The organism is Polaromonas sp. P1_H6, assembly GCF_056405195.1.
Window position 1 is genome coordinate 134,188 of record NZ_JBFUCN010000008.1, and the last position, 26,426, is coordinate 160,613.

The 26,426-nt window shown below is 65.5% G+C and carries 28 protein-coding genes; 13 read left to right on the forward strand and 15 right to left on the reverse strand.

Annotation, left to right across the window (positions count from 1 at the left end):
- Positions 1-154: 154 nt before the first annotated feature.
- The 12 genes from AC1D1F_RS10205 to arsC all read right to left on the reverse strand — a co-directional run bounded on the left by AC1D1F_RS10205 (position 155) and on the right by arsC (position 9,998).
- On the reverse strand, positions 155-901 hold the full coding sequence (locus AC1D1F_RS10205; RefSeq protein ID WP_477696168.1) for a transglycosylase domain-containing protein: 747 nt from the start codon (positions 899-901) through the stop codon (positions 155-157).
- 33 nt (positions 902-934) lie between these two features.
- Positions 935-1,342, reverse strand: a complete 408-nt coding sequence (locus AC1D1F_RS10210) for a GFA family protein (protein WP_477696169.1) — start codon at positions 1,340-1,342, stop codon at positions 935-937.
- Between the two features lie 133 nt (positions 1,343-1,475).
- Positions 1,476-2,000 carry an SLOG cluster 4 domain-containing protein gene (locus AC1D1F_RS10215; protein ID WP_477677805.1) on the reverse strand — a complete coding sequence of 175 codons (525 nt, stop codon included), beginning with the start codon at positions 1,998-2,000 and terminating at the stop codon, positions 1,476-1,478.
- A gap of 85 nt (positions 2,001-2,085) precedes the next feature.
- Positions 2,086-2,397, reverse strand: coding sequence for a hypothetical protein (locus AC1D1F_RS10220; protein WP_477677806.1), 312 nt, complete (start codon positions 2,395-2,397; stop codon positions 2,086-2,088).
- A 107-nt stretch (positions 2,398-2,504) separates the two neighbouring features.
- A complete protein-coding gene (locus AC1D1F_RS10225; protein ID WP_477677807.1) occupies positions 2,505-3,251 on the reverse strand; it encodes a tetratricopeptide repeat protein in 747 nt (248 codons plus the stop codon).
- Between the two features lie 234 nt (positions 3,252-3,485).
- Complete coding sequence (locus AC1D1F_RS10230; RefSeq protein WP_477696170.1) at positions 3,486-3,959, reverse strand: SixA phosphatase family protein; 474 nt, start codon at positions 3,957-3,959, stop codon at positions 3,486-3,488.
- A 1-nt stretch (position 3,960) separates the two neighbouring features.
- Positions 3,961-6,057, reverse strand: a complete 2,097-nt coding sequence (gene ppk1, locus AC1D1F_RS10235) for a polyphosphate kinase 1 (RefSeq protein WP_477677809.1) — start codon at positions 6,055-6,057, stop codon at positions 3,961-3,963.
- A 50-nt stretch (positions 6,058-6,107) separates the two neighbouring features.
- Positions 6,108-7,235, reverse strand: a complete 1,128-nt coding sequence (locus tag AC1D1F_RS10240; protein WP_477677810.1) for a glycosyltransferase family 4 protein — start codon at positions 7,233-7,235, stop codon at positions 6,108-6,110.
- Positions 7,232-8,095, reverse strand: coding sequence for a UDP-2,3-diacylglucosamine diphosphatase (locus tag AC1D1F_RS10245; protein WP_477677811.1), 864 nt, complete (start codon positions 8,093-8,095; stop codon positions 7,232-7,234). The genes AC1D1F_RS10240 and AC1D1F_RS10245 overlap by 4 nt, the downstream gene beginning before the upstream one ends.
- On the reverse strand, positions 8,095-8,961 hold the full coding sequence (locus AC1D1F_RS10250) for a GNAT family N-acetyltransferase (protein WP_477677812.1): 867 nt from the start codon (positions 8,959-8,961) through the stop codon (positions 8,095-8,097). Before AC1D1F_RS10250 ends, AC1D1F_RS10245 begins: the two co-directional genes overlap by 1 nt.
- A 136-nt stretch (positions 8,962-9,097) precedes the next feature.
- Positions 9,098-9,379 carry a hypothetical protein gene (locus AC1D1F_RS10255; protein ID WP_477700714.1) on the reverse strand — a complete coding sequence of 94 codons (282 nt, stop codon included), beginning with the start codon at positions 9,377-9,379 and terminating at the stop codon, positions 9,098-9,100.
- 184 nt (positions 9,380-9,563) lie between these two features.
- On the reverse strand, positions 9,564-9,998 hold the full coding sequence (gene arsC, locus AC1D1F_RS10260; protein ID WP_477677814.1) for an arsenate reductase (glutaredoxin): 435 nt from the start codon (positions 9,996-9,998) through the stop codon (positions 9,564-9,566).
- Positions 9,999-10,073: 75 nt separating this feature from the next.
- Here arsC and AC1D1F_RS10265 point away from each other — a divergent pair, with 75 nt between their 5' ends.
- From AC1D1F_RS10265 to AC1D1F_RS10280, 4 genes are read left to right on the forward strand one after another with little or no spacing between them, the layout of a single operon-like run.
- On the forward strand, positions 10,074-10,436 hold the full coding sequence (locus tag AC1D1F_RS10265) for an ArsR/SmtB family transcription factor (protein ID WP_477678486.1): 363 nt from the start codon (positions 10,074-10,076) through the stop codon (positions 10,434-10,436).
- Positions 10,437-10,474: 38 nt separating this feature from the next.
- Entirely contained in the window at positions 10,475-10,927 is a 453-nt protein-coding gene (locus AC1D1F_RS10270; protein ID WP_477678485.1) for an ArsI/CadI family heavy metal resistance metalloenzyme, read from the forward strand.
- 35 nt (positions 10,928-10,962) lie between these two features.
- Complete coding sequence (locus AC1D1F_RS10275) at positions 10,963-11,640, forward strand: aquaporin (RefSeq protein ID WP_477678488.1); 678 nt, start codon at positions 10,963-10,965, stop codon at positions 11,638-11,640.
- A 21-nt stretch (positions 11,641-11,661) separates the two neighbouring features.
- The gene (locus tag AC1D1F_RS10280) at positions 11,662-12,867 is read left to right on the forward strand and encodes an MFS transporter (RefSeq protein ID WP_477696172.1); all 1,206 of its coding nucleotides are present in this window, start codon (positions 11,662-11,664) and stop codon (positions 12,865-12,867) included.
- Here the strand turns inward: AC1D1F_RS10280 and AC1D1F_RS10285 are convergent.
- The 3 genes from AC1D1F_RS10285 to AC1D1F_RS10295 are packed head-to-tail and all read right to left on the reverse strand — an operon-like array spanning position 12,849 to position 15,240.
- On the reverse strand, positions 12,849-13,358 hold the full coding sequence (locus AC1D1F_RS10285; protein ID WP_477678483.1) for a GNAT family N-acetyltransferase: 510 nt from the start codon (positions 13,356-13,358) through the stop codon (positions 12,849-12,851). The genes AC1D1F_RS10280 and AC1D1F_RS10285 overlap by 19 nt on opposite strands.
- Positions 13,355-14,218, reverse strand: coding sequence for an amidohydrolase family protein (locus AC1D1F_RS10290; protein ID WP_477678487.1), 864 nt, complete (start codon positions 14,216-14,218; stop codon positions 13,355-13,357). The genes AC1D1F_RS10285 and AC1D1F_RS10290 overlap by 4 nt, the downstream gene beginning before the upstream one ends.
- Positions 14,218-15,240: an aldo/keto reductase gene (locus tag AC1D1F_RS10295; protein ID WP_477678482.1), complete on the reverse strand. Its 1,023-nt coding sequence runs from the start codon at positions 15,238-15,240 to the stop codon at positions 14,218-14,220. The genes AC1D1F_RS10290 and AC1D1F_RS10295 overlap by 1 nt, the downstream gene beginning before the upstream one ends.
- Positions 15,241-15,379: 139 nt before the next feature.
- On the opposite strand from AC1D1F_RS10295, the gene AC1D1F_RS10300 reads away from it, so the two are divergent.
- From AC1D1F_RS10300 to AC1D1F_RS10340, 9 genes are all read left to right on the forward strand, one after another.
- Positions 15,380-15,826, forward strand: a complete 447-nt coding sequence (locus tag AC1D1F_RS10300; protein ID WP_477696173.1) for an RbsD/FucU family protein — start codon at positions 15,380-15,382, stop codon at positions 15,824-15,826.
- A gap of 4 nt (positions 15,827-15,830) precedes the next feature.
- Positions 15,831-16,538 (forward strand): GntR family transcriptional regulator, encoded by a 708-nt coding sequence (locus AC1D1F_RS10305; RefSeq protein ID WP_477696174.1) that lies wholly within the window; start codon positions 15,831-15,833, stop codon positions 16,536-16,538.
- Positions 16,535-17,467 (forward strand): dihydrodipicolinate synthase family protein, encoded by a 933-nt coding sequence (locus AC1D1F_RS10310; RefSeq protein WP_477677492.1) that lies wholly within the window; start codon positions 16,535-16,537, stop codon positions 17,465-17,467. The genes AC1D1F_RS10305 and AC1D1F_RS10310 overlap by 4 nt, the downstream gene beginning before the upstream one ends.
- A gap of 73 nt (positions 17,468-17,540) precedes the next feature.
- On the forward strand, positions 17,541-18,557 hold the full coding sequence (locus tag AC1D1F_RS10315; protein ID WP_477677493.1) for a sialic acid TRAP transporter substrate-binding protein SiaP: 1,017 nt from the start codon (positions 17,541-17,543) through the stop codon (positions 18,555-18,557).
- A 26-nt stretch (positions 18,558-18,583) separates the two neighbouring features.
- Positions 18,584-19,063: a TRAP transporter small permease gene (locus AC1D1F_RS10320; protein WP_477677494.1), complete on the forward strand. Its 480-nt coding sequence runs from the start codon at positions 18,584-18,586 to the stop codon at positions 19,061-19,063.
- On the forward strand, positions 19,060-20,358 hold the full coding sequence (locus AC1D1F_RS10325; protein ID WP_477677495.1) for a TRAP transporter large permease: 1,299 nt from the start codon (positions 19,060-19,062) through the stop codon (positions 20,356-20,358). Before AC1D1F_RS10320 ends, AC1D1F_RS10325 begins: the two co-directional genes overlap by 4 nt.
- Positions 20,359-21,291, forward strand: coding sequence for a ribokinase (locus AC1D1F_RS10330; protein WP_477677496.1), 933 nt, complete (start codon positions 20,359-20,361; stop codon positions 21,289-21,291).
- A 240-nt stretch (positions 21,292-21,531) separates the two neighbouring features.
- Positions 21,532-23,061: an efflux RND transporter periplasmic adaptor subunit gene (locus tag AC1D1F_RS10335; RefSeq protein ID WP_477677497.1), complete on the forward strand. Its 1,530-nt coding sequence runs from the start codon at positions 21,532-21,534 to the stop codon at positions 23,059-23,061.
- Between the two features lie 19 nt (positions 23,062-23,080).
- A complete protein-coding gene (locus AC1D1F_RS10340) occupies positions 23,081-26,170 on the forward strand; it encodes an efflux RND transporter permease subunit (protein ID WP_477677498.1) in 3,090 nt (1,029 codons plus the stop codon).
- Positions 26,171-26,426 lie beyond the last annotated feature (256 nt).

Consider the following 26,426-nt stretch of genomic DNA (forward strand, 5'->3'; position numbering starts at 1 on the left):
CGGTGCCCTGAGTCGAGATGTGTTCAGTTACCGAGGCAAGAGAATCATGTGGTCTATGGCCTTAGAGGAGAAGAGAAAAGATCTGGGACCTGGCTTACCCCGGCACGCCCTCTCAAATAAGAGATTGGGTGCACGGTATGTCAGGCGTTTGCCGCTAGGGTTTTTCTGGCCTTGCGTCAGTAACAAGCCGCAAGAATGACATGAGGGCCTCTTCTGCCAGTGTTCCGTGTTGCTTTCCGTTGTAATCAACATCCAGCAAGCTCGCGGGCTGATACTTGCCAGAGAGGTATGCGCGAATACGTTGGACGCGTTGCGTGTTTTCAAGCGTCCCAGGTTTCAGGTTATCGGGAGCTATGTGCATTGCCACGAGCGACAGGAACTCTTCGTCGGTGAGTTCCGCAAAGGTCTTTCCGAAATATGCCCGCGCGGCGGCCGCATAGCCATGAACAGGCTGGCCATTCTTGTTGCCCAGGTAGCAGATATTCAGGAACAACTGCAATTGATCATTCTTGGAAACCAGCGAATCCAAGGCGTATTGCGCAATCAACGTTTGGCGAACTTTGGCGATGCCTTGCTTGAACCCATCGGGGAAAAAAATGAGCTTGACCAAACCTTGGGTAATGGTCGTCATTCCTGCGCCGGGAGTTTCAAGATCGACGCCGTGATGCCGAATGAACGCCGGATCTTCGATCGCCAACAACATGGCTTGCCTCTCCTTGGATAAATCAGCAAGTTTCAGTTGAGCCCCAAAGCGCTTCCAGGTTTCGGAAACCAGAGACGGTGTCGCAGCTCTCGCAACCCTGACTTCGTTGGCGTAATAGCCGGTGGCGACAATCAGGGCAAGTGCACCTGCACCTGAGAGCCATAGGATCACGCGAATGATGGCTTGACCGATCTTCATGTTGTGGCTGACGTCATTCTGCTTAGCGCCTGCTCATTGGGGAGGAAACTCAGGATAGCGAGGCAATTGGTCCGCGACGTGAAGCCAGGGCAAGCGCTTGGACTCCCAGTAGTGAAAAGTGGGAGGAACCAGGCTTGGTTCATCGAGGCTGCCGATCGTCAGGTCGATGAGCCCTGGGATGTACTCTGCCGTGAAGCAGATCTGCGTCCCGCAGTGAGCGCAGAAACCGCGCTTTGCACCCGGCGATGATTCATAGATCGTGGGTGGCGTCGCGAGAAACGAGACCTGGGAGAGCTCATACATTGCCCAGGCGACTGCCGGCGCCGCATTGGCTCGCCGGCACATGGTGCAGTGGCAGAATGCAGCCATCACCGGATTCCCTGAGATGCGGTAGCGGACTGCTCCGCATTGGCAACCACCTTCAAGCTTTTGATCTGGCATGGGCACTCCTGGCGGCGCCTAAAGTGTAAATGACCCGGATCACGACATTCTGCAGCGAAGCTAGCTCCTGCAGTTGAAACCCCGCAATGCTCCCTTGCAGTCCGCCTCCCGCTTGGCGGACCAGTTCCCCAAGTCAAGCCGCACTCTTGACCAATCCAAGACTGCGCAGATTTTCCTGCAACTCAGCGATGGTGCTCCACGGCAGGATCGGGGAGTTCGCTCGCTCGTCGGGAGGGTTGGACGGCAGTTCATCGGACCACCCGCCGCAGCCGACCAGCGGAAGCAGCGGCCGTTTGTGCAGCCAGGCCAGGTGAACCTCGGATTTGGTGCCCGCGCGGCCGCCGATGACGATACAGGCATCGCCGGCAAGGGCCATCAACAGATTGCGGGCGTCCCCCATGCCACAGGGCAGCACCACCGTGGCGGGCCAATCCGGCCCAGGCATCTCATCTGGAGGCACGATGCTGAGCACCAGGCCGTTCGCCTGAATGGCGCGCTCGGCAGCAACCCGGGTTGCGGGGCTGCCGCATCCGCTCACCACGGTGATGGCCAGTTTGGCCAGCGCCTCGCCGGCCTCGCCGGCGAGCTCGTAGGCGCTGGAACCGGGCTCGGCGCTGCCGAGTACGCAAACCTGGGGTTTTCGATGAGGAACGATCATTGTGTGACGAGTTTACGACCTGACGTTTGAGATAAGGGGAGGCATGACCCGCCTTACCGGGGAACGCCCTCCGACTCAGCGCTGCTCACCATGGCACTCCCAAGCGGCCCGAGCTGAACTCTCGGAATAGCAGTGCGATAGCCACGATGGCGGCGAGGACCGAATAGAACACCACTCGCTTACGCCGGCGTTTGCTTTCGCACTCATAGCATTCGAAGTAGGTGCCGGCATCCTCACCGGCGATACGATCGACCATGACCCGAACTGATCTTGGCGAGAACAGCGAGTCGGCGCTCTCGCGCTTGAGCGAACCATACATCGGACCAAAGAACTGCCGGCACCGACGGCAGCCCCGAAGATCCTCTTGAGCCAGTAATTCTGCAATGTCGTCGCTCATCGGCGTCTAACGTGAAGATGGCCGGACCACCAATACACGCGGCGAAGCCGCAGCCTGCGGTTGTGGGCCTGCGTCGATTGACAAGTTAAAAGGCACGTCGGCGTACTTCATTGGGCAACTCCCATGACCCGGAGAATCTTGACAAATGCCTCATCCTCCGACCACCTTGGGTCAGCAGCCTTCCGTCGCTTGGCGAGAGCGAGCGCCTCCGGAAAGCGCTTTGATCTATCCAGGGCGTATATCGCTTCATTCATTCCCCAAGCTTGGCGCAGTACAGCCGGATCGCGATCAATCGCCTCCTGCGCATACCGAACGCAAAGTGCATCTTGCGCGGCATGGTAGGCAGCGACAGCATTGTTCAGGTAGAGCACAACTATCTGCCCGTTTGATTTGGAAATCGCCAGGTCGCCGTATTTGATGGCCTCCGAAAATTGCTTCGAATCCATCAAGACCCGCTGCATAAGATACGGCCCGCCGTGAGAGTTCGGATGAAACTCAATGAGGCGCGTTGCGACTGCTTTGGCGTCCCCCAGCCGAGACTGTCGAAGGTGGATGTCACCCAGGCCGAACAGCAGGCCTTCGTGACGTGGATCGATTTGGAGCCCGGCGGTAGTAATTGCGCGCGCCTTTTCTACGTCACCCAACTCAAAGTACTTTCTGCCAAGGCGAGATAGATAGGTCGTATCCCGAAGGCAGTTCCGTCGCGACTGCTCAAGGCGCGCAGCGGATGCAGAGTTTGGCAGTGACTTCGCCTCCTGCCACGCGGCTTCGCAGTCAGCCTGCGCGTGGGCCGCATTCCAAAAGAGCGCGGCGGCTACAGCGAACAACGGAATACGAGGCGTGACGATCGACATTGAGGAATGCTCCTTAACGTTTGACTTGAGCGGCGCTATCAGGTTTCCGCTTGCTGGACCAGGCCGGGGAGCGGGTTCGGTACTTGCACTATAGCCTTGGCATCAAGAGAATTTGGCTATCCCGGGTCGGTTTTTTGTCCGCCGGCATGGTCGCAACGGCCACATGATGCATCCGCGAGACAAGAGCGAGCGCGAGGGAGATGCTTTCCTCGCGATGCCGGCCCGCACGCCAGTTCAGAGCACTTCCGGCGACTGCACCGTCACCACCACGGTCTGGTTGTGGCCCTCGCGGTCGCGGCTGCGCAGCCACCAGAGCGCACCCTTCTTGACGGGACAATCGCTGGCCTGCAGGCCCAGCAGCTGCGCGATGGTTTCGCCGAGGATGGGCTGGTGGCCCACCACCAGGATGGGCGACTTGGCGGTCGGCCACTGCACCAGTTCCAGCAACTGCGCGGCCGTGGCATCGGGCGCGAGTTCGTTCCTGATCTTGTATTTGCGCCCCAGCGCCAGCGCGGTCTGCTCGCAGCGGCGCGCCGGGCTCACGAAGATGCGCGCGCCTTCGGGCAGCTGGCGGTCCAGCCAGTTGGCCATGCGGGCCGCCTGCTTCTCGCCGCGTGCCGTGAGCGAGCGCTCCAGGTCGCTGCCTGCCTGTGGATCACCTTCTGGCCAGTCTTCCGCTTCCGCATGACGCCACAAGATGAGGTCCATGTCATTTGTCCTGGTGTTGGGGGGCGGTGTAGCGGGCCATCAGGGCCGCTTGCGCGCCGTGGCGCGGCAGGTCGCCCTGCGGGCTCACGCGCAGGTAGCTGCCGTCGGGCTGCAGGTCCCAGGCATCGCGCCCGTCGTGCAGGTAGGCCACCAGGCATTCGTCGATGATGCGCCGGCGCAGCACCGGGTCGGTCACCGGCCAGGCCAGCTCCACCCGGCGCAGCATGTTGCGGTTCATCCAGTCGGCGCTGGAGAGCAGCAGCGTTTCCTCCTCCGCGCAGCGGAAGTAGAAGACGCGCGAATGCTCGAGAAAGCGGCCGATGACGGAACGCACGCGGATGTTGTCGGTCACGCCGGGGACTTGCGCCGGCAGCATGCAGGCGCCGCGCACGATCAGGTCTATCTTCACGCCGCGCTGCCCTGCCCTCACCAGCGCCAGCATCAGGTCCTCGTCGGTCAATGCGTTCATCTTGGCGACCAGGCGCGTGTCCTTGCCCTGCAGAGCGGCTTCACCCAGCGCGTCGATTTTGGCGATCAGCTTGTGGTGCAACTGGAACGGGGCCAGCAGCAGGTGGTGCAGCTTGGGCAGGCGGCTCTGGCTGGCCAGGTGCACGAAGACGTTGTCGATGTCGGCCGTCGTCAGCGGGTCGGCCGTCAGGTAGCTCAGGTCGGTGTAGAGGCGCGCCGTGCGCGGGTTGTAATTGCCGGTGGAAAGATGCGCATAACGTACCAGGTGCCGGCCTTCGCGGCGCGTCACCAGCAGCATCTTGGCGTGGGTCTTCAGGCCCACCACGCCGTAGACCACCTGCGCGCCTATCGATTCCAGCATCTCCGCCCAGTTGATGTTGGCCTCTTCGTCAAAGCGCGCCTTGAGCTCCACCACCACAGTCACTTCCTTGCCGCGCCGCACGGCTTCGCGCAGCAGCACCATGAGTTCCGAATCGGCACCGGTGCGGTAAATCGTCTGCTTGATCGCCAGCACCTGCGGATCGTTGACGGCCTCGCGCAGGAAGGCGAGCACGCCCTCAAAACTCTCGAAGGGCTGGTGGATGGACACGTCGCCCTGCTTGAGCCGCTCAAAGAAGGACTGGCCGGGCAGCAACTGCGTCGGGTAGCAGGGGCGATAACTGGGGAACAGCAGCTTGGGGTCGTTGACCAGGTCCACCAGTTGCGTCAGCCGCACCAGGTTTACCGGGCCGTGCACGCGGTACAGCGCCAGTGAAGGCAGGTTGAACTGCTTCAGCAGGAAGTTGGCCAGGTATTCCGAGCAGCCCGCCGACACCTCCAGGCGCACGGCCTGGCCGTAGTGGCGCTGCTCCAGGCCCTGGCGCAGGGCGGTGCGCAGGTTCTTGACGTCGTCCTCGTCGACCGCCAGGTCGGAATGGCGGGTGACGCGGAACTGCGAAAACTGCCCGACCTCGCGGCCGGGAAACAGCTCGGCCAGGTGCGCGCGTATCACGCTGGAGAGCGACACGAACAGGCGGTCTTCCTTGTGGTGGCCGCGCGTCGGCATGTGGATCAGCCGCGGCAACACCCGCGGCACCTTGACGATGGCGATGTCGTTCTCGCGGCCGAAAGCGTCGTGGCCGCCCAGGCGCACGATGAAGTTGAGCGACTTGTTGGCCACCTGCGGGAACGGGTGCGACGGATCCAGCCCGACCGGGATCAGCAGCGGCCGCACTTCCCGCTCGAAATACTCCTTCACCCAGCGCCGCTGGGCCGGGTTGCGCTCACCGTGCGAGACCACGCGTATGCCCTGGCGCTCAAAGGCCGGCAGCAGGTCATCGTTATAGAGGGAGTACTGGCGCGCCACCATGTCGTGCGCGGCGGCCGACAAGGCCTTGAAAGACTGCACCGAATAAGGCGCTTTTTGCTCACCGGCCTGCGCCGCCGTCAGGTGGGGTGCGGTGCGGACTTCAAAAAACTCGTCGAGGTTGGACGACACAATGCACAAAAACCGCAGCCGCTCCAGTAGCGGCACGTCGGGGCGCTTGGCCCAGTCCAGCACCCGCTCATTGAAAGCAAGAATGCTGTGGTCGCGGTCCAGGAACTGGACGCTTGGCGCGGCAGCGGCCACCGAGGCGGGTGAAGTGGGCATCAACAAGGCATTTACGTGTCATTAGTAACAAGTCACAGTGTTGACGTGTTTCATGACAGTGGCGTGACAGTACTTTTGACTGATGGTGCACCGGCCTGAAAAGGCTGGCAAGTACTGCCCTTGCTGATGTCGGGGTTGAGTTGGGCGCTGTTTTTACCCGCAATTACCAGGAAAGACTCGAACAATTGCGCCGCATGGCTCCAGCTGAAGTCCAGCGCGCGCTGCCGCGCTTCATGGCGCGGCACGGCCAGCGCACCGTAACAAGCTTGTTGCAAATCTTCGTTCATGACACCGCCGTGACAGCTTCCGTCGGTTTTTCCCAGCACTTCCAGCGGGCCGTCGACCGGATAGGCCGCCACCGGCGTGCCGGCGGCCATGGCTTCGAGCATCACCAGGCCGAAGGTTTCCGACCGGCTGGGAAACACAAACACGTCAGCCGCGGCGTAGACCTTGGCCAGTTCGTCCCGGGCCAGCACGCCCATCCAGCGGACCTGGGGATAACGCTGCTTGAGCGACTCTTCGAGCGGGCCCACGCCGCACACCACCTTGGTGCCCGGGATGTCCAGCTTGAGGAAGGACTCGATGTTTTTCTCATACGACACCCGGCCCACAAACAGCGACACCGGACGCAGCAGCGTGCCCATGGGCGGGTGCAGGCGCGGCTGCGGTTCGAAGCTGAAGAGATCCGTGTCCACGCCGTGCGTCCAGCCGCGCAGGTTCTTGAAGCCGCGTTCTTCCAGCATGCGCAGCACGCCCTGGGTGGGCACCATCACGCCCGACGAAGGTCTGTGGAAATGGCGGAACAGCGCGTAACCCCAGGACAGCGGGATCTTGAGCGCCGCATGCAGGATTTCGGGGAATTTGGTGTGGAAGGCCGTGGTGAAACGCAGGCCGCGCTTGAGGCAATAGCCGCGCGCCGCCCAGCCCAGCGGGCCCTCGGTCGCAATGTGGATGGCTTCGGGCTGGAAAGCGTCGAGCTTTTCGGTCAGCCCCCGCTTGGGGCGCACCGCCAGGTCGATGCCGGCATAACCCGGGCAAGGCCGTGTCTTGAAGAGGTTGGGGTGTATCACCTCCACCTGGTGGCCGAGTTCCGCGAGCTCGCGCACCAATTCCACCAGCGTGGTGACGACGCCGTTGACCTGCGGTTGCCAGGCGTCGGTGACCAGGGCGATCCTCATGCGACCACCGTGGAAGCGGCGTGGCCGCGGCCCTGCGTTTCGTGGGCCGGCGCCCAGTGCACCAGCTCCAGCGTGCCGTCGAAGTTTTCGACCAGCGCGGTGCGGCTTTCCACCCAGTCGCCGTCGTTGCAATACAGCACGCCGTTGATGTCGCGCATCTCGGCGCGGTGGATATGGCCGCAGACCACGCCCTGGTGGCCGCGCCGGCGCGCCTCGTTGGCGACCGCTTCTTCAAAGTCGGTGACGTAGTTGAGCGCGCTCTTGACCTTTTGTTTCAGGTAGGCCGACAGCGACCAGTAGGGCAGCCCCATGCGGGCGCGCAGGCTGTTCAGGTGGCGGTTGAGTTTGAGCGTGAATTCATACAGGTTGTCGCCCACGTAGGCGAGCCACTTGGCGCACTGCACCACCGCGTCGAAGTAGTCGCCGTGGATGATCCACAACTGGCGGCCGTCGGCGGTGGTGTGCACGGCTTCATCGATGACCTCGATGCCGCCGAACTGGTTGCCGATAAATTCACGCGCAAACTCATCGTGGTTGCCAGGCACGTAGATGATGCGGCAGCCCTTGCGGGCGCGGCGCAGCAGCTTCTGCACCACGTCGTTGTGCGATTGCGGCCAGTACCAGCGGCGGCGCAGCTGCCAGCCGTCCACGATGTCGCCCACCAGGTAGAGGTTGTCGCTGGGATGGGCCTTGAGGAAATCCAGCAGGGCCGCCGCCTGGCAGCCGGGCGTGCCCAGGTGGATGTCGGAGATGAAGATGGTGCGGTAGCGCTTGCGCAGCGAGTCGTCATCGTCGTGGTCGTCACCGCCCCCGCCGAACCCGTTGCCCAGCGCCCCCATGGCGTCAAACATGCTTCGCATCAGGCCTCCGTGGCGTTGCCCGGCAGCGGTTTGCCGGAGAAATGCTTGAGGTAGCGCGGCGGCAGGTCCGCGATGCGCATCATCATGGGCAGGTCGGCCGAGTTGAAATCAGGATCCCAGGCCGGCGCGCCCAGCACCTTGGCGCCCAGGCGAAGGTAACCCTTGATCAGCGCGGGCGGCTCCACGTCCAGCGTGTCGTCGAGCTTCTCCACGGGCAGGGCCAGGCGCGGCGTGACGCGGTACTCGATGGCGGCCAGGTGCGTCTCGCGCACCTGGCGCCAGATGCTGGCGGCCGCGTGGCCGTTGGACACGCCGTTGTGCTGCATCGGGATACTGGCGCAGCCGATCATGGTGTCAAGCTGGTTGCGCGACATGAACTCGGCCAGCGCGCCCCACAACGCCAGGATGACGCCGCCGTGGCGGTGGTCGGCGTGCACGCAGCTGCGACCCAGCTCGACCATGCGCTCGCGCAGCGCGCGCAGCCGCGTCAGGTCGAATTCGGTGTCGCTGTAGGTGCTGCCCACGCGCTTGGCCTGGGTCGGCGTGAGCACGCGGTAGGTGCCTATGACTTCCTGGCTGTCGGCATCGCGCACCAGCAGGTGTTCGCAGTAGTCGTCAAACAGGTCCACGTCGTGGCCGGGCAGCGTCTTGGACAGCGTGGCGCCCATCTCGAGCGCGAAGACCTGGTACCTCAGGCGTTGCGCCTGCCGGACCTCGTCCTGGTGCCGGGCCCAGCTGACCGAGATTTTCCCCACGGGAGCCCTTTGAACAGCGGCTGGACCGACAGCATGACCGCTTTGATGAAGTGACCCCCGTGGCATTGCGACGGGCGACAATGCAAAGGTGGGATTGGGCAGTTCTTTCATGGCTAACTCCTTGTTTCCTGTGTCTCGACAACTTCGGTTTTGACCAGCTTCAGCAAGCTCACTCACTTACTCACTTACTCACTCGGACTCGCGGTTTTTCCGCCTGTAAAAAAGCCCCATCAAGGGGCTTCGACACTCAATCACCAGCGGCCAGCGAAACCGCCTTGCCGCGCCGCCCCAGCCCGGCCATCAACGCCGGCCGCGCGTTCGACAACCCTTCCAGCCAGGGCCGGGTGCCGGCCTTGAAGCGCAGGCCGCCGGGACTGTTGGCCAGGGCCTGGGCCGTGCAGCGCAGGATGCGCAGGCACTGCTTGTTCAAATCCTGGATGCCGGCGCCCAGGCTGCGGGCCGCGCTGGCGTCCTGCCTGTCATGTGTCTGTGAGTGGAGTCCCATCGGGTGCTCAGTCATGCTGGTCATGACGAGATTCTGGGAGTGGGGGGTGACGCGTTCGTGTCAGTTCAATGGCAGTTGTGTGACACGCCGCGGCAGGCCTGGAGAAGTGGCTGGAAAGCCACAGGCCGGGGAGGAAACGGAAGGGAAATCCGTGGGGAAACAACAGCGCGCGGGCCCGCGCGCTGGGGCAAGGCAATAACGGTCGGGACTAAGGCCGCGTGATGCGCTCGCCGCGCTCATTGATGACCTGTTCGCCGTCTTCCTTGCTGAAGGCGCTGCGCTGCGGCAGCGGCAGGATGTCGAGCACCGCCTCCGAAGGACGGCACAGGCGCGTGGCCAGCGGCGTGACCACGATAGGCCGGTTGATCAGGATGGGGTGGGCCAGCATGGCGTCCACCAGCGCCTCATCGCCCTGCCCGTCCAGGCCGAGCTCCTGATAGACAGCTTCCTTTTGCCGCACCACGTCACGGACCGGCACGCCTATCTGCGCAATCAGCTCTCGCAGCGTTTCGCGCGTGGGCGGGGTCTTGAGGTATTCAATGATGTCCGGCTCAATGCCGGCATTGCGGATCAGCGCCAGCACATTGCGCGAGGTGCCGCATTGGGGGTTGTGGTAGATCGTGACCTTGGGGGCGGATGGCATGGGGTTTGACTCCTGGTGAGTGCAGTTTGAAGGGCGTAGTTTGCATCAATTCAATAATTCAATTATATTTGAATCATGGAATCCTCAATACAAGCCCCCCTAGCCACCACCCTCGATGAAGGCGCCGCCGTCAAGGCGCTGGCCGCCCTGGCCCAGGCCCAGCGCCTGCGCGCTTTTCGCGCCCTGGTGGTCGCCGGCCCCGAGGGACTGACGCCAGGCGCCATCGCCGAACAGCTAGGCATCGCGCCCAGCGCACTGTCGTTTCACCTCAAGGAACTCTCCAACGCAGGCTTGGCCAGCAGCGAAGCGCGCGGCCGCAACCTGATCTACCGTGCCAACTTCGGCCAGATGAACGCCCTGCTCGGCTATCTGACCGAGCACTGCTGCGAAGGCGGCGCCTGCGAAGTCGATCCGCAGTCCGGCTGCGCGGCCTGCTGACCACATCCCCGTCACACCACACCCCACAGGAGAGCTCCATGAAACGCTTCCATGTCCACGTCCACGTCAAAGACCTCGAAAAAAACATCGCCTTTTATTCGGCCATGTTCGACCAGCAGCCCGCGCGCACTGAAGCCGACTACGCCAAATGGATGCTGAGCGACCCGCCGGTCAACTTCGCCATCTCCACGCGCGGTGACGCGCCCGGCGTGGACCACCTGGGCATACAGGTCGACCAAGCCGAAGAGCTGGAGGCCCTGAAGGCCAATGCGACCCGCGCCGACATGACCTTGCTCGACGAAGGCTCCACGACCTGCTGCTATGCCCGCAGCGACAAATACTGGCTCACAGACCCGCAAGGCATCGCCTGGGAACAGTTCCACACGCTGGGCAACATCCCGGTGTTCAGCGAGGCAAAGTCGGCCAGCGCTTCGGCCTGCTGCGCCGCGGCGGACAGCAAGGCATCGCGCGCGGCTCCGGCGTGCTGTTAAGCCGCACCACGACCGAGCGCGACGCAAGCCCCGGCGTGCCGTCGCTGGCGCGCCAGGCGCTCGCGGAGTTCGCGGGCACAGCCGCCCTGCTCTGCGCCGTCATAGGCTCTGGCATCATGGCCGAGCGCCTTTCGGCCGGCAACATGGGTGTGGCCCTGCTGGCCAATACGCTGGCCACGGTGTTCGCGCTGTATGTCCTGATCGAACTGCTGGGCCCGCTCAGCGGCGCGCACTTCAATCCGCTGGTGACCCTGGTGCTCGGGTCTCAAGCCACGGCCTCCGGCAAGCGCACGCGAAGAACCTTTCTGTTTATCGCAAGCCAGCTGCTGGGCGCGGTGGTCGGCGCCTGGCTGGCCCATGCGATGTTTGACATGAACCTGCTGCAGTTCAGCCACAAGATCCGCAGCGGCAGCGGCCAGTGGCTGGCCGAGGCCGTCGCGACCGCCGGGCTAATCCTTGTCGTACTGCGCGCGCCCGCGGCCAAGGCGCCGGCCATGGTCGCCTGCTACATAGGCGCGGCCTACTGGTTCACCGCCAGCACCTCGTTCGCCAATCCGGCGGCCGTGCTGGGCCGCATGCTCTCGGACAGCTTTGCCGGCATCGCGCCGGCCAGTGCGGTGGGCTTTGTGGCGGCACAAGCTGTGGGCGCACTCGCGGGCGTGGCGCTGCACCGCGCCTTGGGCGGGCCGCAGGCCGCGAGCGACAAGGGCTAAAGCTTTGCTACGCTTGCGACCGTGACCGTTTCAAGCCGCACCGCCACCATCGTCCAACTGGGCATCGCCCAGACCCTGGCCTGGGCCTCCAGCTACTACCTGCCCGCCATCCTCGCCGTGCCCATGGCGCGCGACCTGGGCGTCAGCACGCCCACAGTGTTTGCCGCGTTTTCGGCCGCGCTGGTGGTGTCCGCGCTGCTCGGGCCGGCCGCGGGCAAGGCCATAGACCGGCATGGCGGCCGGCCGGTGCTGGCCGCCAACAGCCTCGTGTTTGCCGCCGGCCTCGTCGTGCTGGCACTGGCCCAAGGGCCGGTGGGCTTGTTCGCCGGCTGGGTGATCCTGGGCGTGGCCATGGCCGCCGGCCTGTATGAAGCAGGTTTTGCTGCGCTGGTGCACCTGTACGGAAAGGACGCACGCGGCGCCATCACCGGCATCACGCTGTTCGCCGGTTTTGCCAGCACCGTGGGCTGGCCGCTGTCGGCCTGGCTGGAGCTTGAATGGGGCTGGCGCGCCACCTGCATGGCCTGGGCGGCGCTGCATTTGCTGCTGGGCTTGCCACTCAACTGGCGCTTGCCTGCTTCACCTGTAGCGCCAGTGCTCGCCGAAACCCATGCGGATGCAGCCCCGCCTGACACTGCCGCCTCCACGCCATCACACAGCGCCACCCGCACGGCGGTGCTGCTCGCGCTGGTGTTCGCCGTGACCTGGTTTATCAGCACCGCCATGGCCTCGCATCTGCCGCGCCTGCTGCAGGCCCACGGCGTGCCGCTGGCCACCGCGCTGGTATTCGCCGGCCTGGTCGGCCCCGCCCAAGTGGCAGGCAGGCTGCTTGAATACGGCCTGCTGCGCAACATCCATCCGCTGGTCTCGGCGCGCGTGGCCGGCAGCCTGCACACCCTGGGCGCGATGGCCTTCCTGTTCTTCGGGGTCCCGGCCGGCGCGGTGTTCACCTTGCTGCACGGCGCCGGCAACGGCGTGCTGACGATTGCCAAGGGCACGCTGCCGCTGGTGCTGTTCGGTGTGCGCGACTACGGCGCGCGCCAGGGCCTCTTGATGGTGCCGGCGCGCTTTGCACAGGCCACGGCGCCCTGGCTGTTCGGCCTGGCGATTGACCGCTTCGGCGCGGGTGCGTTGTGGTTTTCAGCGGCGCTGGGGCTGGTGGCGTTTGCGGCCTTGATGCTGCTGCACGACCCTGCTTCGGCCAGGCTTCAGTCCAGCCACTTCTGAAAAAACCGCGCCTGCCCCATGGCCGGGTCCAGCTGGTAGCCGGCAAAGCCGATGCGCTCGTACAGCTTGATGGCGCTCGCATTGCCCTGCAGCGCTTCCAGCGTCAGTTTGCAGGCGCCGCGTTCGCGCGAGATCTCGTCCACCAGTGCCAGCATTTTTTCGCCGATGCGCTGGCCGCGATGGCCGGGCAGCACGGCCACGTCGTGGATGTTGACCAGCGGGCGGCAGGCGAAGGTCGAAAAACCTTCGATGCAGTTGACCAGGCCCACCGCTTTGTCGCCGTCGAAGGCGAGCACGCTGAAAGCCTGCGGGCGCGCGGCGAGTTCCTTGACGAGATGGGTTTTGGCGAAGTCGCCGAGCGGCTTGCCGCCGCCGGCCGGATCCTGCGCGTAGCTGTCGAGCAGTTGCACGATGGCGCGCGCGTGGACCGGGTTGGCGTAGTCGGCGCGGCAGACGTTCAGGGAGGAAGAAACAGAAATAGGTTCAGTCATCGGGCGATTTTAGGAACACCGGCTCTTTGAGGCAGGTGAAGCCCATAAAGCCTTACCGCATTGCCGCCCATCACCGCCGCCTGGGCCGGCTCGTCCAGCCCCTCCAGCAACTGCCGCGAGGTCAGCCACCACAGCGCGTAGGGAGCGGCGAGTTCCAGCACCGGCCAATCGCTGCCCCAGACGACACGATCGGCGCCAAAGCTTTGCAGCACATGCTCGCACCAGCGCCGTACCGCGCCCGGCGCCGGGTGCGGGCCGGCTTCGGTCAACAGGCCGGAGAGCTTGCACATGGCCTGGGTGTCCGTGGCGATGCGCGTGATGGCGTCGGCCCAGGGCTGCCACTCGCCCGCCGCGATGTCGGGCTTGGCGCCATGGTCTATCACCATGCGCAGTTCAGGGTGGCGGCCAGCCAGGGTCAGGATGTGCGGCAGGTGCGCGGACTTGACCAGCGCATCGAAAACCAGGCCGCAAGCGGCCATGGCGCGCAGGGCCGGGGCCGCCGCGGGCTGCAATATCCATTCGGGGTCGGCGATGTCCTGCAGCATGGGCCGCAAGCCCTTGAGCCGCGGGTGCCGGGCCAGCGCTTCGATACGGGCCGGCGCGTCGGGCGCCAGGAAATCCACCCAGCCGACCACGCCCAGCACGGCCGGGTTGGCATCAGCTTGCTCCAGCAGGAACCGGGTTTCCGCCTCGGTGGGCGCGGCCTGTACCAGCACACCGCCGCGCACGCCGTGCGGGCGTGACTGCGCCTGCCAGTCGGCCACGGCCACGTCGCGGTAAATGGGCGCCAGGGCCGGCGTGAGCCAGCCATAGTCGCCGCGCGCCAGTTCCCAGCAGTGAAAGTGCGCGTCAATCTTCATCATGGTGTGGGTGCATCCGCTGGCAAAAGGCCCTGGGCGCGCAAATCCGCCCAGAAGGCCGCTGGAATTATGTGCTGCATCATCGCCACCGCGTCGGCCCATTCGGCGACTTTGCGCGCGCCCAGCATCACGATGTCGACGGCCTGGTGGGCCAGCGGAAACTGCAGCGCCGCCGCGCGCAGCGGCACGCCGTGCGCCGCGCACACCGACTCGATGCGGGCCGTGCGCTCCAGCCACTCGCGGGCCGCCGGCGCATAGTTGAAGCTGGCCGTGCCGCCGCGCGCGCCGGTCGCCAGGATGCCCGAATTGAACACGCCGCCCAGCGCGATGCGCACGCCGCGCGCCGCGCATTGCGGCAGCAGCGCCGGCAGCGCGCTGTGGTCCAGCAGGCTGTAGCGCCCGGCCAGCATTAGCACGTCCAGCCCGGCTTCGCGCAGCACCTGCAACACCACGTCCACATCGTTGGTGCCCAGGCCGATGGCGCGTATCAGCCCTTCGTGCTTCATCTCGCGCAGCGCGGGCAGGGTTTCATCGAGCAATTGCCGCAGCACGGCTGGCGCGCGCTCGCCGTGCGAGGCCACATCCGGGTCGTGCACATAGACCACGTCCAGCCGCGGCAGGCCCAGGCGCTGCAGGCTGTCCTCCACGCTGCGGCGGGTGCCGGCCGCGCTGAAATCCCAGGCCTGGTTGAAGGGCAGGATGTCCACATAGCCGTGCTGGGCGCGCGCCGCATTCGCATCGGGCCGCAGCAGCCGGCCGACCTTGCTCGACAGCACATAGCTGTTCCGTGGATGGCCGCGCAGCGCGTCGCCCAGGCGCCGCTCCGACAGGCCGTGGCCGTAATGCGGGGCGGTGTCAAAGGTCCGGCAGCCGTCGGCCCAGGCGGCATCCACCAGCGCCCGGGCCTCGGCGTCGCTGACGGCGGAAAACAGGTTGCCCAGCGGCGCGCCACCCAGGCCCAGCCGCAGGCCGCTTTCTTCACAGGCGGCAAAAACAGGGGCCATGTCCACGGTCGTCGTCATATTCGGTTCGTTTCAGGGTTAATCCTGATAAAAGTTTAGCCATGTTATGACTAACATGTCAGTCATTGACAGCGGGAAATCCCGAGGTTTTGCAAAAACCAGGAAAACCAGGCTCCCGGCTGCCGCCACTCCTTTATATATGCTGAAGAACATCCCACCGCTGATCACGCCCGACGCCCTGCATGCCCTGGCCAGCATGGGCCATGGCGATGACGTGGCGATTGTCGATGCCAATTTCCCGGCGGCCCAGGTGGCCCGCAAAAGCGGCGCCCAGCTGGTGCAGCTGGCGGGCGCGACCGCGCCACAGGCGCTGGCGGCCGTGCTGCGGCTGCTGCCGCTCGACGACTATGTACCCGACGCCGCCTGGACCATGCAGGTAGTGGGCGACGCCTCCGCCGTTCCGCCGCCGGTTGCCGAGTTCGCCACCGTGCTGCACCAGGCGGGGGAGCGCCCCGCGGCCTCGCTGGAGCGTTTCGAGTTTTACGAACGCGCGCAGGCGGCCTTCCTGATCCTGCAGACCGGCGAGCGGCGCAAGTACGGCAACATCCTGCTGCGCAAGGGCGTCATCGCCTGCGACCCCGCCTGAGCCCATGAGCACGGCCGCCCATTCCGCTCCCATCAGCCTGCGCGCGCAAGCCTACGAGAGTTTTCAGCAGCAGATCGTCGACGCCAACATCCGGCCCGGGCAGTTTGTCTCGCAGCGCGAACTCATGCAGCTGCTGGGCATGCCGCTGGGCGCGGTGCGCGAGTTGATCCCGCGGCTGGAGGCCGAGGGCCTGGTCAAGACGGTGCCGCAGCGCGGCCTGCAGGTGGCCCATGTGGACCTCAAGCTGATCAACAACGCCTTCCAGCTGCGCGGCCTGCTCGAGCGCGAAGCCGCCAGCCGCTTCGTCACCACGGTGTCCGACGCCGACCTGGCCGCCATCGAGCAGGCCCACCTGAATATCGTGAAGCGTGCGCGCAAAAAAGCCATCGACGACGCGCTGCTCGAAGACGCCACCACGGTGGACTGGGGCCTGCACGACCTCATGATCGACACGCTGGGCAACGAGCTGATTTCCGAGGTCTACCGCATCAACAGCCTGCGGGTGCGCCTGATCAAGCTCGAAGCCTCATCCCTTTCCCCGGATGTGCTGATTCCCGCAATGGAAGAGCACCTCTGGTTCATCGATGCCCTCAAGCGGCGCGACGCACAAGCCGTGGTCGACCGCCTGGGCCATCACATCGAGAGCGCGCACCGCCGCGTGCTCGGCCTGCCGCGGCCCGAGATGCCGTGGTCTTTGGAGATCCCTGAATGACGAGTTCCTTTCCCGCCGCCGAAAAATCGTTTCGCGGCATCTGGCCCGCCCTGCTGACGCCGCTCACGGCCGGCCTGGACATAGACCACGCCAAGTTCGCCGCCCACTGCAAATCGCTGATCGCCAGCGGTTGCCCCGGCGTGACGGCCTTCGGCACCACGGGCGAAGGCCCGTCCTTCTCGCTGGCCGAGCGCAAGGAAGCCATCGACCAGCTCATCAAGAACGGCATCCCCGCCGCGCAGATCATGGTCTCCACCAGCTGCGCCGCCTTGCCCGAGACCCTGGAGCTCACGCGCCACGCCGTGAAAGCCGGCGTGCACGGCTGCCTGATGCTGCCGCCGTTTTTCCTCAAGGGTGTGTCCGACCAGGGCATCATTGACAGCTACCGCTACGTCATCGACGGCATGGCCGGCACGCCCTTCAAGCTCTACCTGTACCACATCCCCCAGGTCACCGGCGTGCCGCTGTCGCACCACGTGATCGCCACGCTCAAGAAGCAATACCCCGACACCATCGTCGGCATCAAGGACAGCGCCTGCAGCACCGAACACTCGGTGGGCCTGGCCAATGCCTTCATGAAGGACATGACGGTCTACGTCGGTTTTGAACCCGACCTGCCGGAGATGGGCAAACGCGGCAGCACCGGCGCCATCAGCGGCCTGGCCAACTTCATGCCGCGCCTCGTCAAGCGCCTGGTGACCGAGCCCGGCGCTGCGGCCACACCCGCCGAGCGCGAACGCGTGGTCAAGCTGATCGGCCTGCTGGACGGCTATTCGCTGATGCCCGCGCTCAAGGGCATCATGGCCATGCTGAGCGGCGATGCCGCCTGGCTGCGCGTGCGCGCGCCGCTGGTGGCCCTGACCGACTCCGAATACAAGGCGCTGGAAAAAACCATCGGCGCTTTCGCGATTGATACAAAATCCGAGTGATTGCTGAATGACCGCTGAACGCTGACCCGGGGCACCACCCCCAAAAACGATTGACCTAAAAAAGGAGACAACCATGAAGACTTCCCTCTCGTCCACCCTTCGCCGCAGCCTGCTGGCCGCCGCATCCGCCACCTTGCTGATGGGCGCGCTGCTGCCCGCGGCCCAGGCCCAGAACAAGATGGTGCTGCGCGTTTCGACGCCCGCGGTGCCCGACGACTGGCACGCCAAGATGTGGACGGTCTTCAAGGAAAACCTCGAAAAAAGCGCGCCCGGCGAATTCGACGTGCAGATCAACCTGAACGCCTCGCTGTTCAAGCAGGGCACCGAGCCCACCGCCATGGCGCGCGGCAATCTCGAGCTCTCCTCCATCTCGGCCTTTGACATCGCCAAGCTGGTGCCCGAGTTCTCGATCTTCACCGCCGGCTACATCGTGCGCGACCCGGACCATCAGCAAAAGGTGTTTTCCGGCCCCATAGGCACCGAAATGTTCAAGACCGTGGCCGAAAAGATGGAAGTCACGCCGCTGTCCACCGTCTACCTCGGCACGCGCCAGGTCAACCTGCGCGAAGCCCGCAACGTCAAGGTGCCGGCCGACCTCAAAGGCGTGAAGCTGCGCATGCCCGGCTCCAAGGAATGGCTGTTCCTTGGCGAGGCGCTGGGCGCCACGCCCACGCCGCTGGCTTTCGGCGAGGTCTACCTGGGCTTGAAGACCGGCACCATCGACGGCCAGGACAACCCCCTGCCCTCGGTGCGCGCCGCCAAGTTCTACGAGGTGACCAAACAGATCGTCATGACCAGCCACCTGGTGGACGGCATCTTCATCTCCATTTCCAACAAGGCCTGGAACGCCATGAACCCGGCGCAAAAGACCAAGGTCAAAGCGGCGGCGCAGGCCGCGGCCGTCTACAACAATGAAAACCGCATCAAGGAAGAAGGCCAGCTGGTCGACTTCTTCAAGAAGGAAGGCCTGCAGGTCACCACGCCCGACGTGGACGCCTTCCGCAAAACCGTGCAGACAACTTACCTGAACTCCGAGTACGCAAAAGTCTGGCCCAAGGGCCTGCTCGAGCGCATCAACGCGACGAAGTAAGTCCGGCGGCAAGCACCACAATTCCCATGAAAAGCTGGCCCCAGAAAGCCGCCAATGTGATTGGCGGCGGACTCTTCCTGACCCTGTTCATCGTCTTCGTGATCCAGATCACGGCGCGGTTTTTCTTCAACAAGCCCTTGGCCTGGACGGATGAGGCCGCGGTGATCCTGTATGTCTGGGTCATCCTGTGGGCCGCCGCCGTGGTCGTGCCCGAGCGCGAGCATGTGGTGTTCGATCTGGTCTGGAACAACATGCCTTACCGCGTGCGCCAGGCCATGGCCATCGTCGGCAACCTGCTGGTCGGCGGCCTGGCGGCCTGGGGCATCCCGGGTTGCTGGGACTACGTGCATTTCATGGCCCGCGAGGGAACGCCCGTGCTGGGCATGTCCTTCCAGTGGGTCTTCATGCCTTTTGTGCTGCTGCTCGCCGCCCTGGCGCTGCGCTCGGCCTGGGCGATCTGGAACGCGATCCGTGGCAAGGGTCTTGAAGCGGAGTTGCGCATATGACAAGCGGTATCTGGGTATTGGTGGGGGTACTGGCGGGCGGCATGCTGCTGCGCATGCCCATCGGTTTTTCGATGGTCGCGGCCGGCATCGGCTACCTCGTGGCCAAGGGCCAGGACGTCGGCCTGGTGGCCGAGCAGATCGGCAACGGCCTCTACAACAGCTATGTGCTGCTGGCCGTACCGCTGTTTGTGTTCGCCGCCAACATCATGAACGCGGGCACGGTCAGCGAGCGCATTTTCGACTTCTGCCGCATCCTGGTGGGCCGCATGCGCGGCGGGCTGGCGCAGGTCGACATCCTGGTCAGCGTGATCTTCTCGGGCATGAGCGGCAGCGCCATCGCCGACGCGGCCGGCCCCGGCCTGGTCACGATTCGCCAGATGCTCAAGAAGCCCGAATACACACGCGGCTTTGCCGGCGCCGTGGTGGTGGCCAGCGCCACGCTGGGCCCCATCATCCCGCCCTCGATCCCGATGGTGATCTACGCGCTGGTCTCCGGCGCCTCGGTGGGCGCGCTGTTCCTGGGCGGCGTGGTGCCGGGCTTCCTGATGGCCGGGCTCATGATGGGCGTGGTGGCCGTCATCGCCAAAAAACGCAACATGCCGCGCGACGAACCCGTGCCGCGCTCCGAGTGGGCCGGCCTGATCTTCCGCGGCGCCCTGCCGCTGTCCATGCCCATCGTGCTGCTGGGCGGCATCTATTCGGGCATCTTCACGCCGACCGAGGCCGCCGCCGTGGCCGCGCTGCACGCGCTCATCCTCGCGGCCCTGGTGTTCCGGGCCCTGACCTGGCGCAGCTTCTGGGGCGTGGTCATGGAATCGACACGCGCCAGCGCCGTGATCACCATGATCCTGGCCGGCTCCTTCATGCTCAACTACGCCTTCACCGCCGAAGGTGTGCCCCAGGCCATGGCCACCTGGGTCGACAGCATGCATTTCTCGCAGATCGGCTTCCTGCTGATGGTGAACGTGATGTTCCTGGTGCTGGGCTGTTTCCTCGACGTCTCGGTGCTGCTGCTGGTCTTTGTGCCCATGCTGCTGCCCGCGGCCAAGCTGCTCGGCGTGGACCTGGTGCACTTCGGCGTGCTGGTGGTGCTCAACATGATGATCGGCCTGATCCACCCGCCCTTCGGCATGCTGCTGTTCGTGACCAAGGCGCTCACCGGCATTCCCATCGGCGAGATGATGAAGGAAGGCTGGCCCTTCCTGGTCATGCTGCTGCTGCTCTTGCTGGCCATGACATGCTTTCCGCAGATCGTCCTCTGGCTGCCGCAAACCATGGGCTATGGAGCGAAGTAAATGAGTGCCAAGGCCTCGGAAGCCGCCGACGTTGTCTGCGTCGCCAGCTGGAACGCCGACCTGATCTCCAAGGTGGCGCGTCCGGTTGCCCGCGGCGAGACGCTGATGGCCTCCGATTTCAGCATCGGCCCGGGCGGCAAGGGCAGCAATGCCGCGGTGGCCGCCGCGCGCCAGGGTGCGCGCGTGGCGCTGATCGCCCGCATCGGCGACGACGACTTCGGTCGCATGGGCATGGAACTCTGGAAAACCGAGGGCATAGCCACCCAGCATGTCGAGCAAGTCGCCGGCGAGCGCAGCGGCGTCGCGCAAATCCTGGTCTATGAAGACGGCGACAACAGCATCGCCGTCTACCCCGGCGCCGGCGCCGGCCTGGGCGCGCGCCACGCACAGGCCGCTACCGGGCTGCTGGCCGGCTGCCGTGTCGTGATGGCCTCCTGCGAAGTGCCGGCCGAAGCCACGCTTGAGGCCTTTCGCCTGGCCCGCGCGGCCGGCGCCCTGACCCTGCTCAATCCCGCGCCCGCGCGCCCGCTCAGCGACGAGTTGCTCGCGCTGGTGGACGTGCTCACGCCCAACGAGAGTGAACTCTATTTGCTGGCCGGCCAGGCGCATGCCGGCTCGGCCGACCAGGCCGCCGCACGCCTGCTCAGCCGAGGCGCCCGCGCCGTGCTGGTCACGCTGGGCGCGGCCGGTTGCCGCCTCTACCAGGCGGGGCAAGCACCGCATTCGATACCGGGCCGCCCCATGGCCGTGCGCGACACCATAGGCGCGGGCGACACCTTCACCGGCGCGCTCGCCGCCGCGCTGGCACGCGGCGAGGACCTGCGCATCGCCATGCAATGGGCCAACGCGGCGGCGGCGCTCTCCGTGACGCGGCACGGCGCTATCGACGGCATCCCGCGCCACGCCGAAGTCGCGGCGCTATCAAAACAATAGTCCGCAAAACCGCCACGACATGATGCCCGCCGCGGTGTAGGCCGGGCGCCGCTTTACCGTACGTTTACCGGCCTCTTTCGGGCCGTATACCTGCGCCCACAGGCTTGCAGTGATAATTCCTGAGCGCTGTTTGAACAGGCCCCAGGGCTTGGCACCAACAGCGGCCAAGACCCGCATCCAACACAAAAAAATGCCGCATCCGCCTCCCCGGCGGGCGCGGCGGGCACCCAAGGACAGCCGATGGACCCGAAAGCCGACACGCCGCAGACCGGCGCCGAAACTCCAACCCGCAAACGCATCAGCCGCCGCGCGTCCATCATCGGCAGCGTCATTGCCCTGGTCGCCCTCGCCGGCATAGGCTGGCTGGCCTGGCACCTCACGCACCCCTCCGCCGACGCCACCGCGGGCGGTTTTATGGGCGGCAGGCGCGGCGCACCGGCCACCACGGTCGGCGTGGCCACCGCCGAGCGGGCCAGCATCCCCATCGTCCTGGACGCCCTGGGCACCGTCACCCCGCAGGCCACCGTCAGGGTCAGGCCGCAGGTTACGGGCGTGATGGAAAAAGTTCTCTTCAAGGAAGGCCAGATGGTCAAGGCCGGCGAACTGCTGGCCACCATAGACCCGCGCCAGTTTGAAATGGCGCTGATGCAGGCCAGCGGCCAGCGCCAGCGCGACGAGGCCCAGCTCGACAGCGCGCGCGTGCAGCTGCAGCGCTTCAAGACCCTGCTGGAACAGGACTCCATCGCCCGCCAGGAGGTCGACACCCAGGCTGCCCTGGTCAAGCAGCTCGAGGGCACGGTCGTTGTCGACAAGGCCAACGAAGGCGCTGCCCGCCTCAACCTCGGTTACACCCGCGTGGTCGCGCCGGTGAGCGGCCGCGTCGGCCTGCGCACCGTGGACATCGGCAATGTGGTGAGTAACGGCGACGCCAACGGCATCGCCCTGATCACCCAGATCACGCCCATCGACGTGGTCTTCGCGATCCCGCAGGACCAGGTCGGCGAGCTGCAGCAGAACGCCGCCAAAGGCGTCGCCATGCAGGTCACCGCGCTCGACAGGACCCGCGCCGTCACGCTGGACACCGGCAGCTTCGCCTCGCTGGACAACCAGGTCGACATCACCACCGGCACCGTGAAGGCCAAGGCCCGCTTCAACAACAGCCAGCTCAATCTGTACCCCAGCCAGTTCGTCAACGTGCGCCTGCAGGTGCGCACCATCGACAACGCCATCGTGGTGCCGGTGACGGCCCTGCGCATGGGCAGCAGCGGCGACTATGTCTATGTGGTGAACGAAAAGGAACGCACGGTGTCGCTGCGCCCCGTCAAACGCGGCCAGGCCACGGTCGACAAGGTCGTGATCGCCTCCGGCCTGGAAGCCGGCGAGCGCGTCATCACCGAAGGCGCCGACCGCCTCAAGGACGGCGCGTCCATCGTGCTGCCCGGCGATGCGCCCGCCGGCGGCCCGCGCGGACCCGGCGGCGGCAAGCGGCAACGCGGCGCGGCCTCCGCACCGGGCGCGGGGTCTTCCGCACCGGCAGCTGCCGCACCCGCGTCAGGCGCCTCTGCCCCGGCAGCGGCTACAGCAGCCGCCAGCGAAGGCCCCACCGCCGAGCAGCGCAAACGCATGCTGGACCAGGTCAAGGACGACCCGGCGGCCCTGGAGCGCCGCCAGCGCTTCCTCGCGGCGCTCGACGCCGGCGACCCCGCCGCGCTGGAGCGCTGGCGCAGCATGAGGGAGAAACGCCAGGGCGGCGAACGGCCGGCGCAATGACGAACAGGGATTTCCCCGCATGAGCCCCTCACGTCCCTTTATCCTGCGACCGGTCGCCACCTCGCTGCTGATGGTGGCCATCGTGCTGGCCGGCCTGGTGGGTTTCAAGTTTTTGCCGCTGTCGGCCCTGCCGCAGGTCGACTACCCGACCATCCAGGTGCAGACGCTGTACCCCGGCGCCAGCCCCGAGGTCATGGCCCAGACCGTCACCGCGCCGCTGGAGCGCCAGTTCGGCCAGATGTCGGGCCTGCAGCGCCTGAGTTCCACCAGCGCGGCCGGCGTGTCCATCGTCACGCTGCAGTTCGGTCTGGGCATCACGCTCGACGTGGCCGAGCAGGAAGTGCAGGCCGCCATCAACGCCGGCGGCTCTCTGCTGCCCGCCGACCTGCCCGCGCCGCCGGTGTATGCCAAGGTCAACCCGGCCGATGCGCCCGTGCTGACGCTGGCCATCACCTCCGACACGCTGCCGCTCACCGAAGTGCAGAACATCGTCAACACCCGCCTGGCGCTCAAGATCAGCCAGGTCAACGGCGTGGGCCTGGTGTCACTGAGCGGCGGGCAGCGCCCCGCCGTGCGCATACAGGCCGACACGCGCGCCCTCGCCTCCTACGGCCTGGGCCTGGATTCACTGCGCACCGCCATCACCGCCGCCAATGCCAACGGCGCCAAAGGCAGCATTGACGGACCCACGCGCTCCTATTCGATCAACTCCAACGACCAGCTGGTGGCGGCAGCGGACTACCAGCGCCTCATCATTGCCTACCGCAACGGCGGCGCCATTCGCGTGTCGGACGTCGCGCAGGTCGTGGACAGCGCCGAGAACATCAAGCTCGGCGCCTGGTCAGGCTTGAAGCCGGCCATCATCCTCAACGTGCAGCGCCAGCCCGGCGCCAACGTGATTGCCACGGTGGACGCCATCAAGGCGCGCCTGCCCGAGCTGCAGGCCGGCTTGCCGACCGCGCTCAAGGTCGACGTGCTGAGCGACCGCACCACCGGCATACGCGCCTCGGTGCTGCACGTCGAGATAGAACTGGTGCTGGCCGTGCTGCTGGTGGTGCTGGTGATTTTTGCGTTTCTGCACAGCCTGCGCGCCACCGTGATCGCCAGCCTGGCCGTGCCGATCTCGCTGATCGGCACCTGCGGCGCGATGTACCTGCTGGGCTACAGCCTGAACAACCTGAGCCTGATGGCACTCACCATTGCCACCGGCTTTGTGGTCGACGACGCCATCGTGATGATCGAAAACATCTCGCGCTACATCGAGGAAGGCGAGGCACCCATGGCCGCCGCCCTCAAGGGTGCGACGCAGATCGGCTTCACCATCATCTCGCTGACGGTGTCGCTGATCGCCGTGCTGATCCCGCTGCTCTTCATGGGCGACGTGGTGGGCCGGCTGTTCCGCGAGTTCGCCGTCACGCTGGCCATCACCATCCTGATCTCCGCCGTGGTGTCGCTCACGCTGGTGCCCATGATGTCGGCCAGGTGGCTCACGCGCCACCCCGAAGGCGAGGCCGAAGGCGGCCGCTTCGGCCAGTCCATGCAGCGCTTTTTCGACAAGGTTATCCACCACTACGACCGCTGGCTGACCTGGGTGCTGAATCGCCAGGGCCTCACGCTGCTGGTGGCGCTGGCCACGCTGCTGCTCACGGTGCTGCTGTACGTGCTGATCCCCAAGGGGCTTTTCCCGACGCAGGACACCGGCCAGCTGCAGGCCCGCATCGAAACCGCGCAGTCGGTGTCTTATGCCCGCATGGCCGGCCTGCAGCAGGCGGCCGCCAAGGCCATCCTCGAAGACCCGGACGTCGAAACGCTGAGCTCCTTCATCGGCGTGGACGCGGCCAACAACACCATGCTGCACACCGGCCGCATGCTGATCAACCTCAAGTCCAGCCGCAGCGGCAGCCAGCAGGAGACCATGGACAGGCTCAAGGAGCGCGTCGGCAAGGTGGCCGGCGTGACGCTCTACCTGCAGCCGACGCAAGATTTGACCATCGACGCCGAAACCGGCCCCACGCAGTTCCGCGTCTCGCTCGAAGGCTCGGACAACGCCACCGTGGTGCTCTGGGCCAACAAGCTCGCCGAGCGCATGCGGCAGCTGCCCGGCGTGCGCAACGTCGCCTCCGACGCCGGCTCCAGCGGCGCATCGGCGTATATCAACGTCGATCGCGACACCGCCTCGCGGCTGTCGGTCACCACGTCCTCGATCGACGACGCGCTCTACAGCGCCTTCGGCCAGCGCATCGTCTCCACCATCTTCACCGAGACCAACCAGTACCGCGTGATCCTCGAGGCCATGCCCGACCCGCTCGCCACGCCGGCGTCGCTGGGCGCGCTGCAGCTGAAAACCGGCTCCGGCAGCACCACGCCGCTCTCAGCCATTGCCAGCATCCGCGAGCAGCCCGCGCCGCTGCAGATAACCCGCGTTGCCCAGTACCCGGCCACGACGCTGGGCTTCGACACTGCACCCGGCATGTCGCTGGGCCGTGCCGTCGACGAAATCCGCCAGGCCGCCAAAGACATCGCCCTGCCCGGCAGCGTGACCCTGAACTTCCTGGGCGCCGCCGGCGCCTACCAGGCCTCGCTGTCCAACCAGCTGTGGCTGATCCTGGCCGCCGTGATCTGCGTCTACATCGTGCTCGGCGTGCTGTACGAAAGCTACATCCACCCGCTAACGATTCTCTCCACCCTGCCCTCGGCCGGCGTGGGTGCGCTGCTCGCGCTGATGATCAGCGGCTCCGACCTCGGGGTGATCGGCATCATCGGCATCATCCTGCTGATAGGCATCGTGAAGAAAAACGCCATCATGATGATCGACTTCGCCATCGACGCCGAACGCAACGAAGGCAAGTCTCCGCAAGAGGCCATCCATCAGGCGGCCCTGCTGCGCTTCCGGCCTATCCTCATGACGACGCTGGCGGCGCTGTTCGCCGCTGTGCCCTTGATGATGGGGTTTGGTGAGGGGGCTGAATTGCGGCAGCCGCTGGGGTTGTCGATTTTTGGCGGCTTGATTGTCAGCCAGATGTTGACGCTGTTTACGACGCCGGTTATTTATCTTGGGTTTGATCGGTTGGGGCGGAGGTTTGGGCGCAAGAAAGAGGTTCTTGCGTGAAAGCCTCTTTTTGCTATCCAGCTGGGCGGTCTCTGCTGAGGGCGGCTGGCCGGGGTTGCCCGGCGGCAAGTAACTTTCTTTTGCTTCGCCAAAAGAAAGTCACCAAAGAAAAGGCGACCCGCAGTCTGGGTCCCTACGCTTCGCTACGGGCAACCTGCGGTGCTCGACTACGGCGGGGTCTCGCGCAAACTCGCTTCGCTCAAACAAGCGCGATCCCTGATCCGCCTACGTCTGCGCTCCTCGGCCCAGCCAGGAC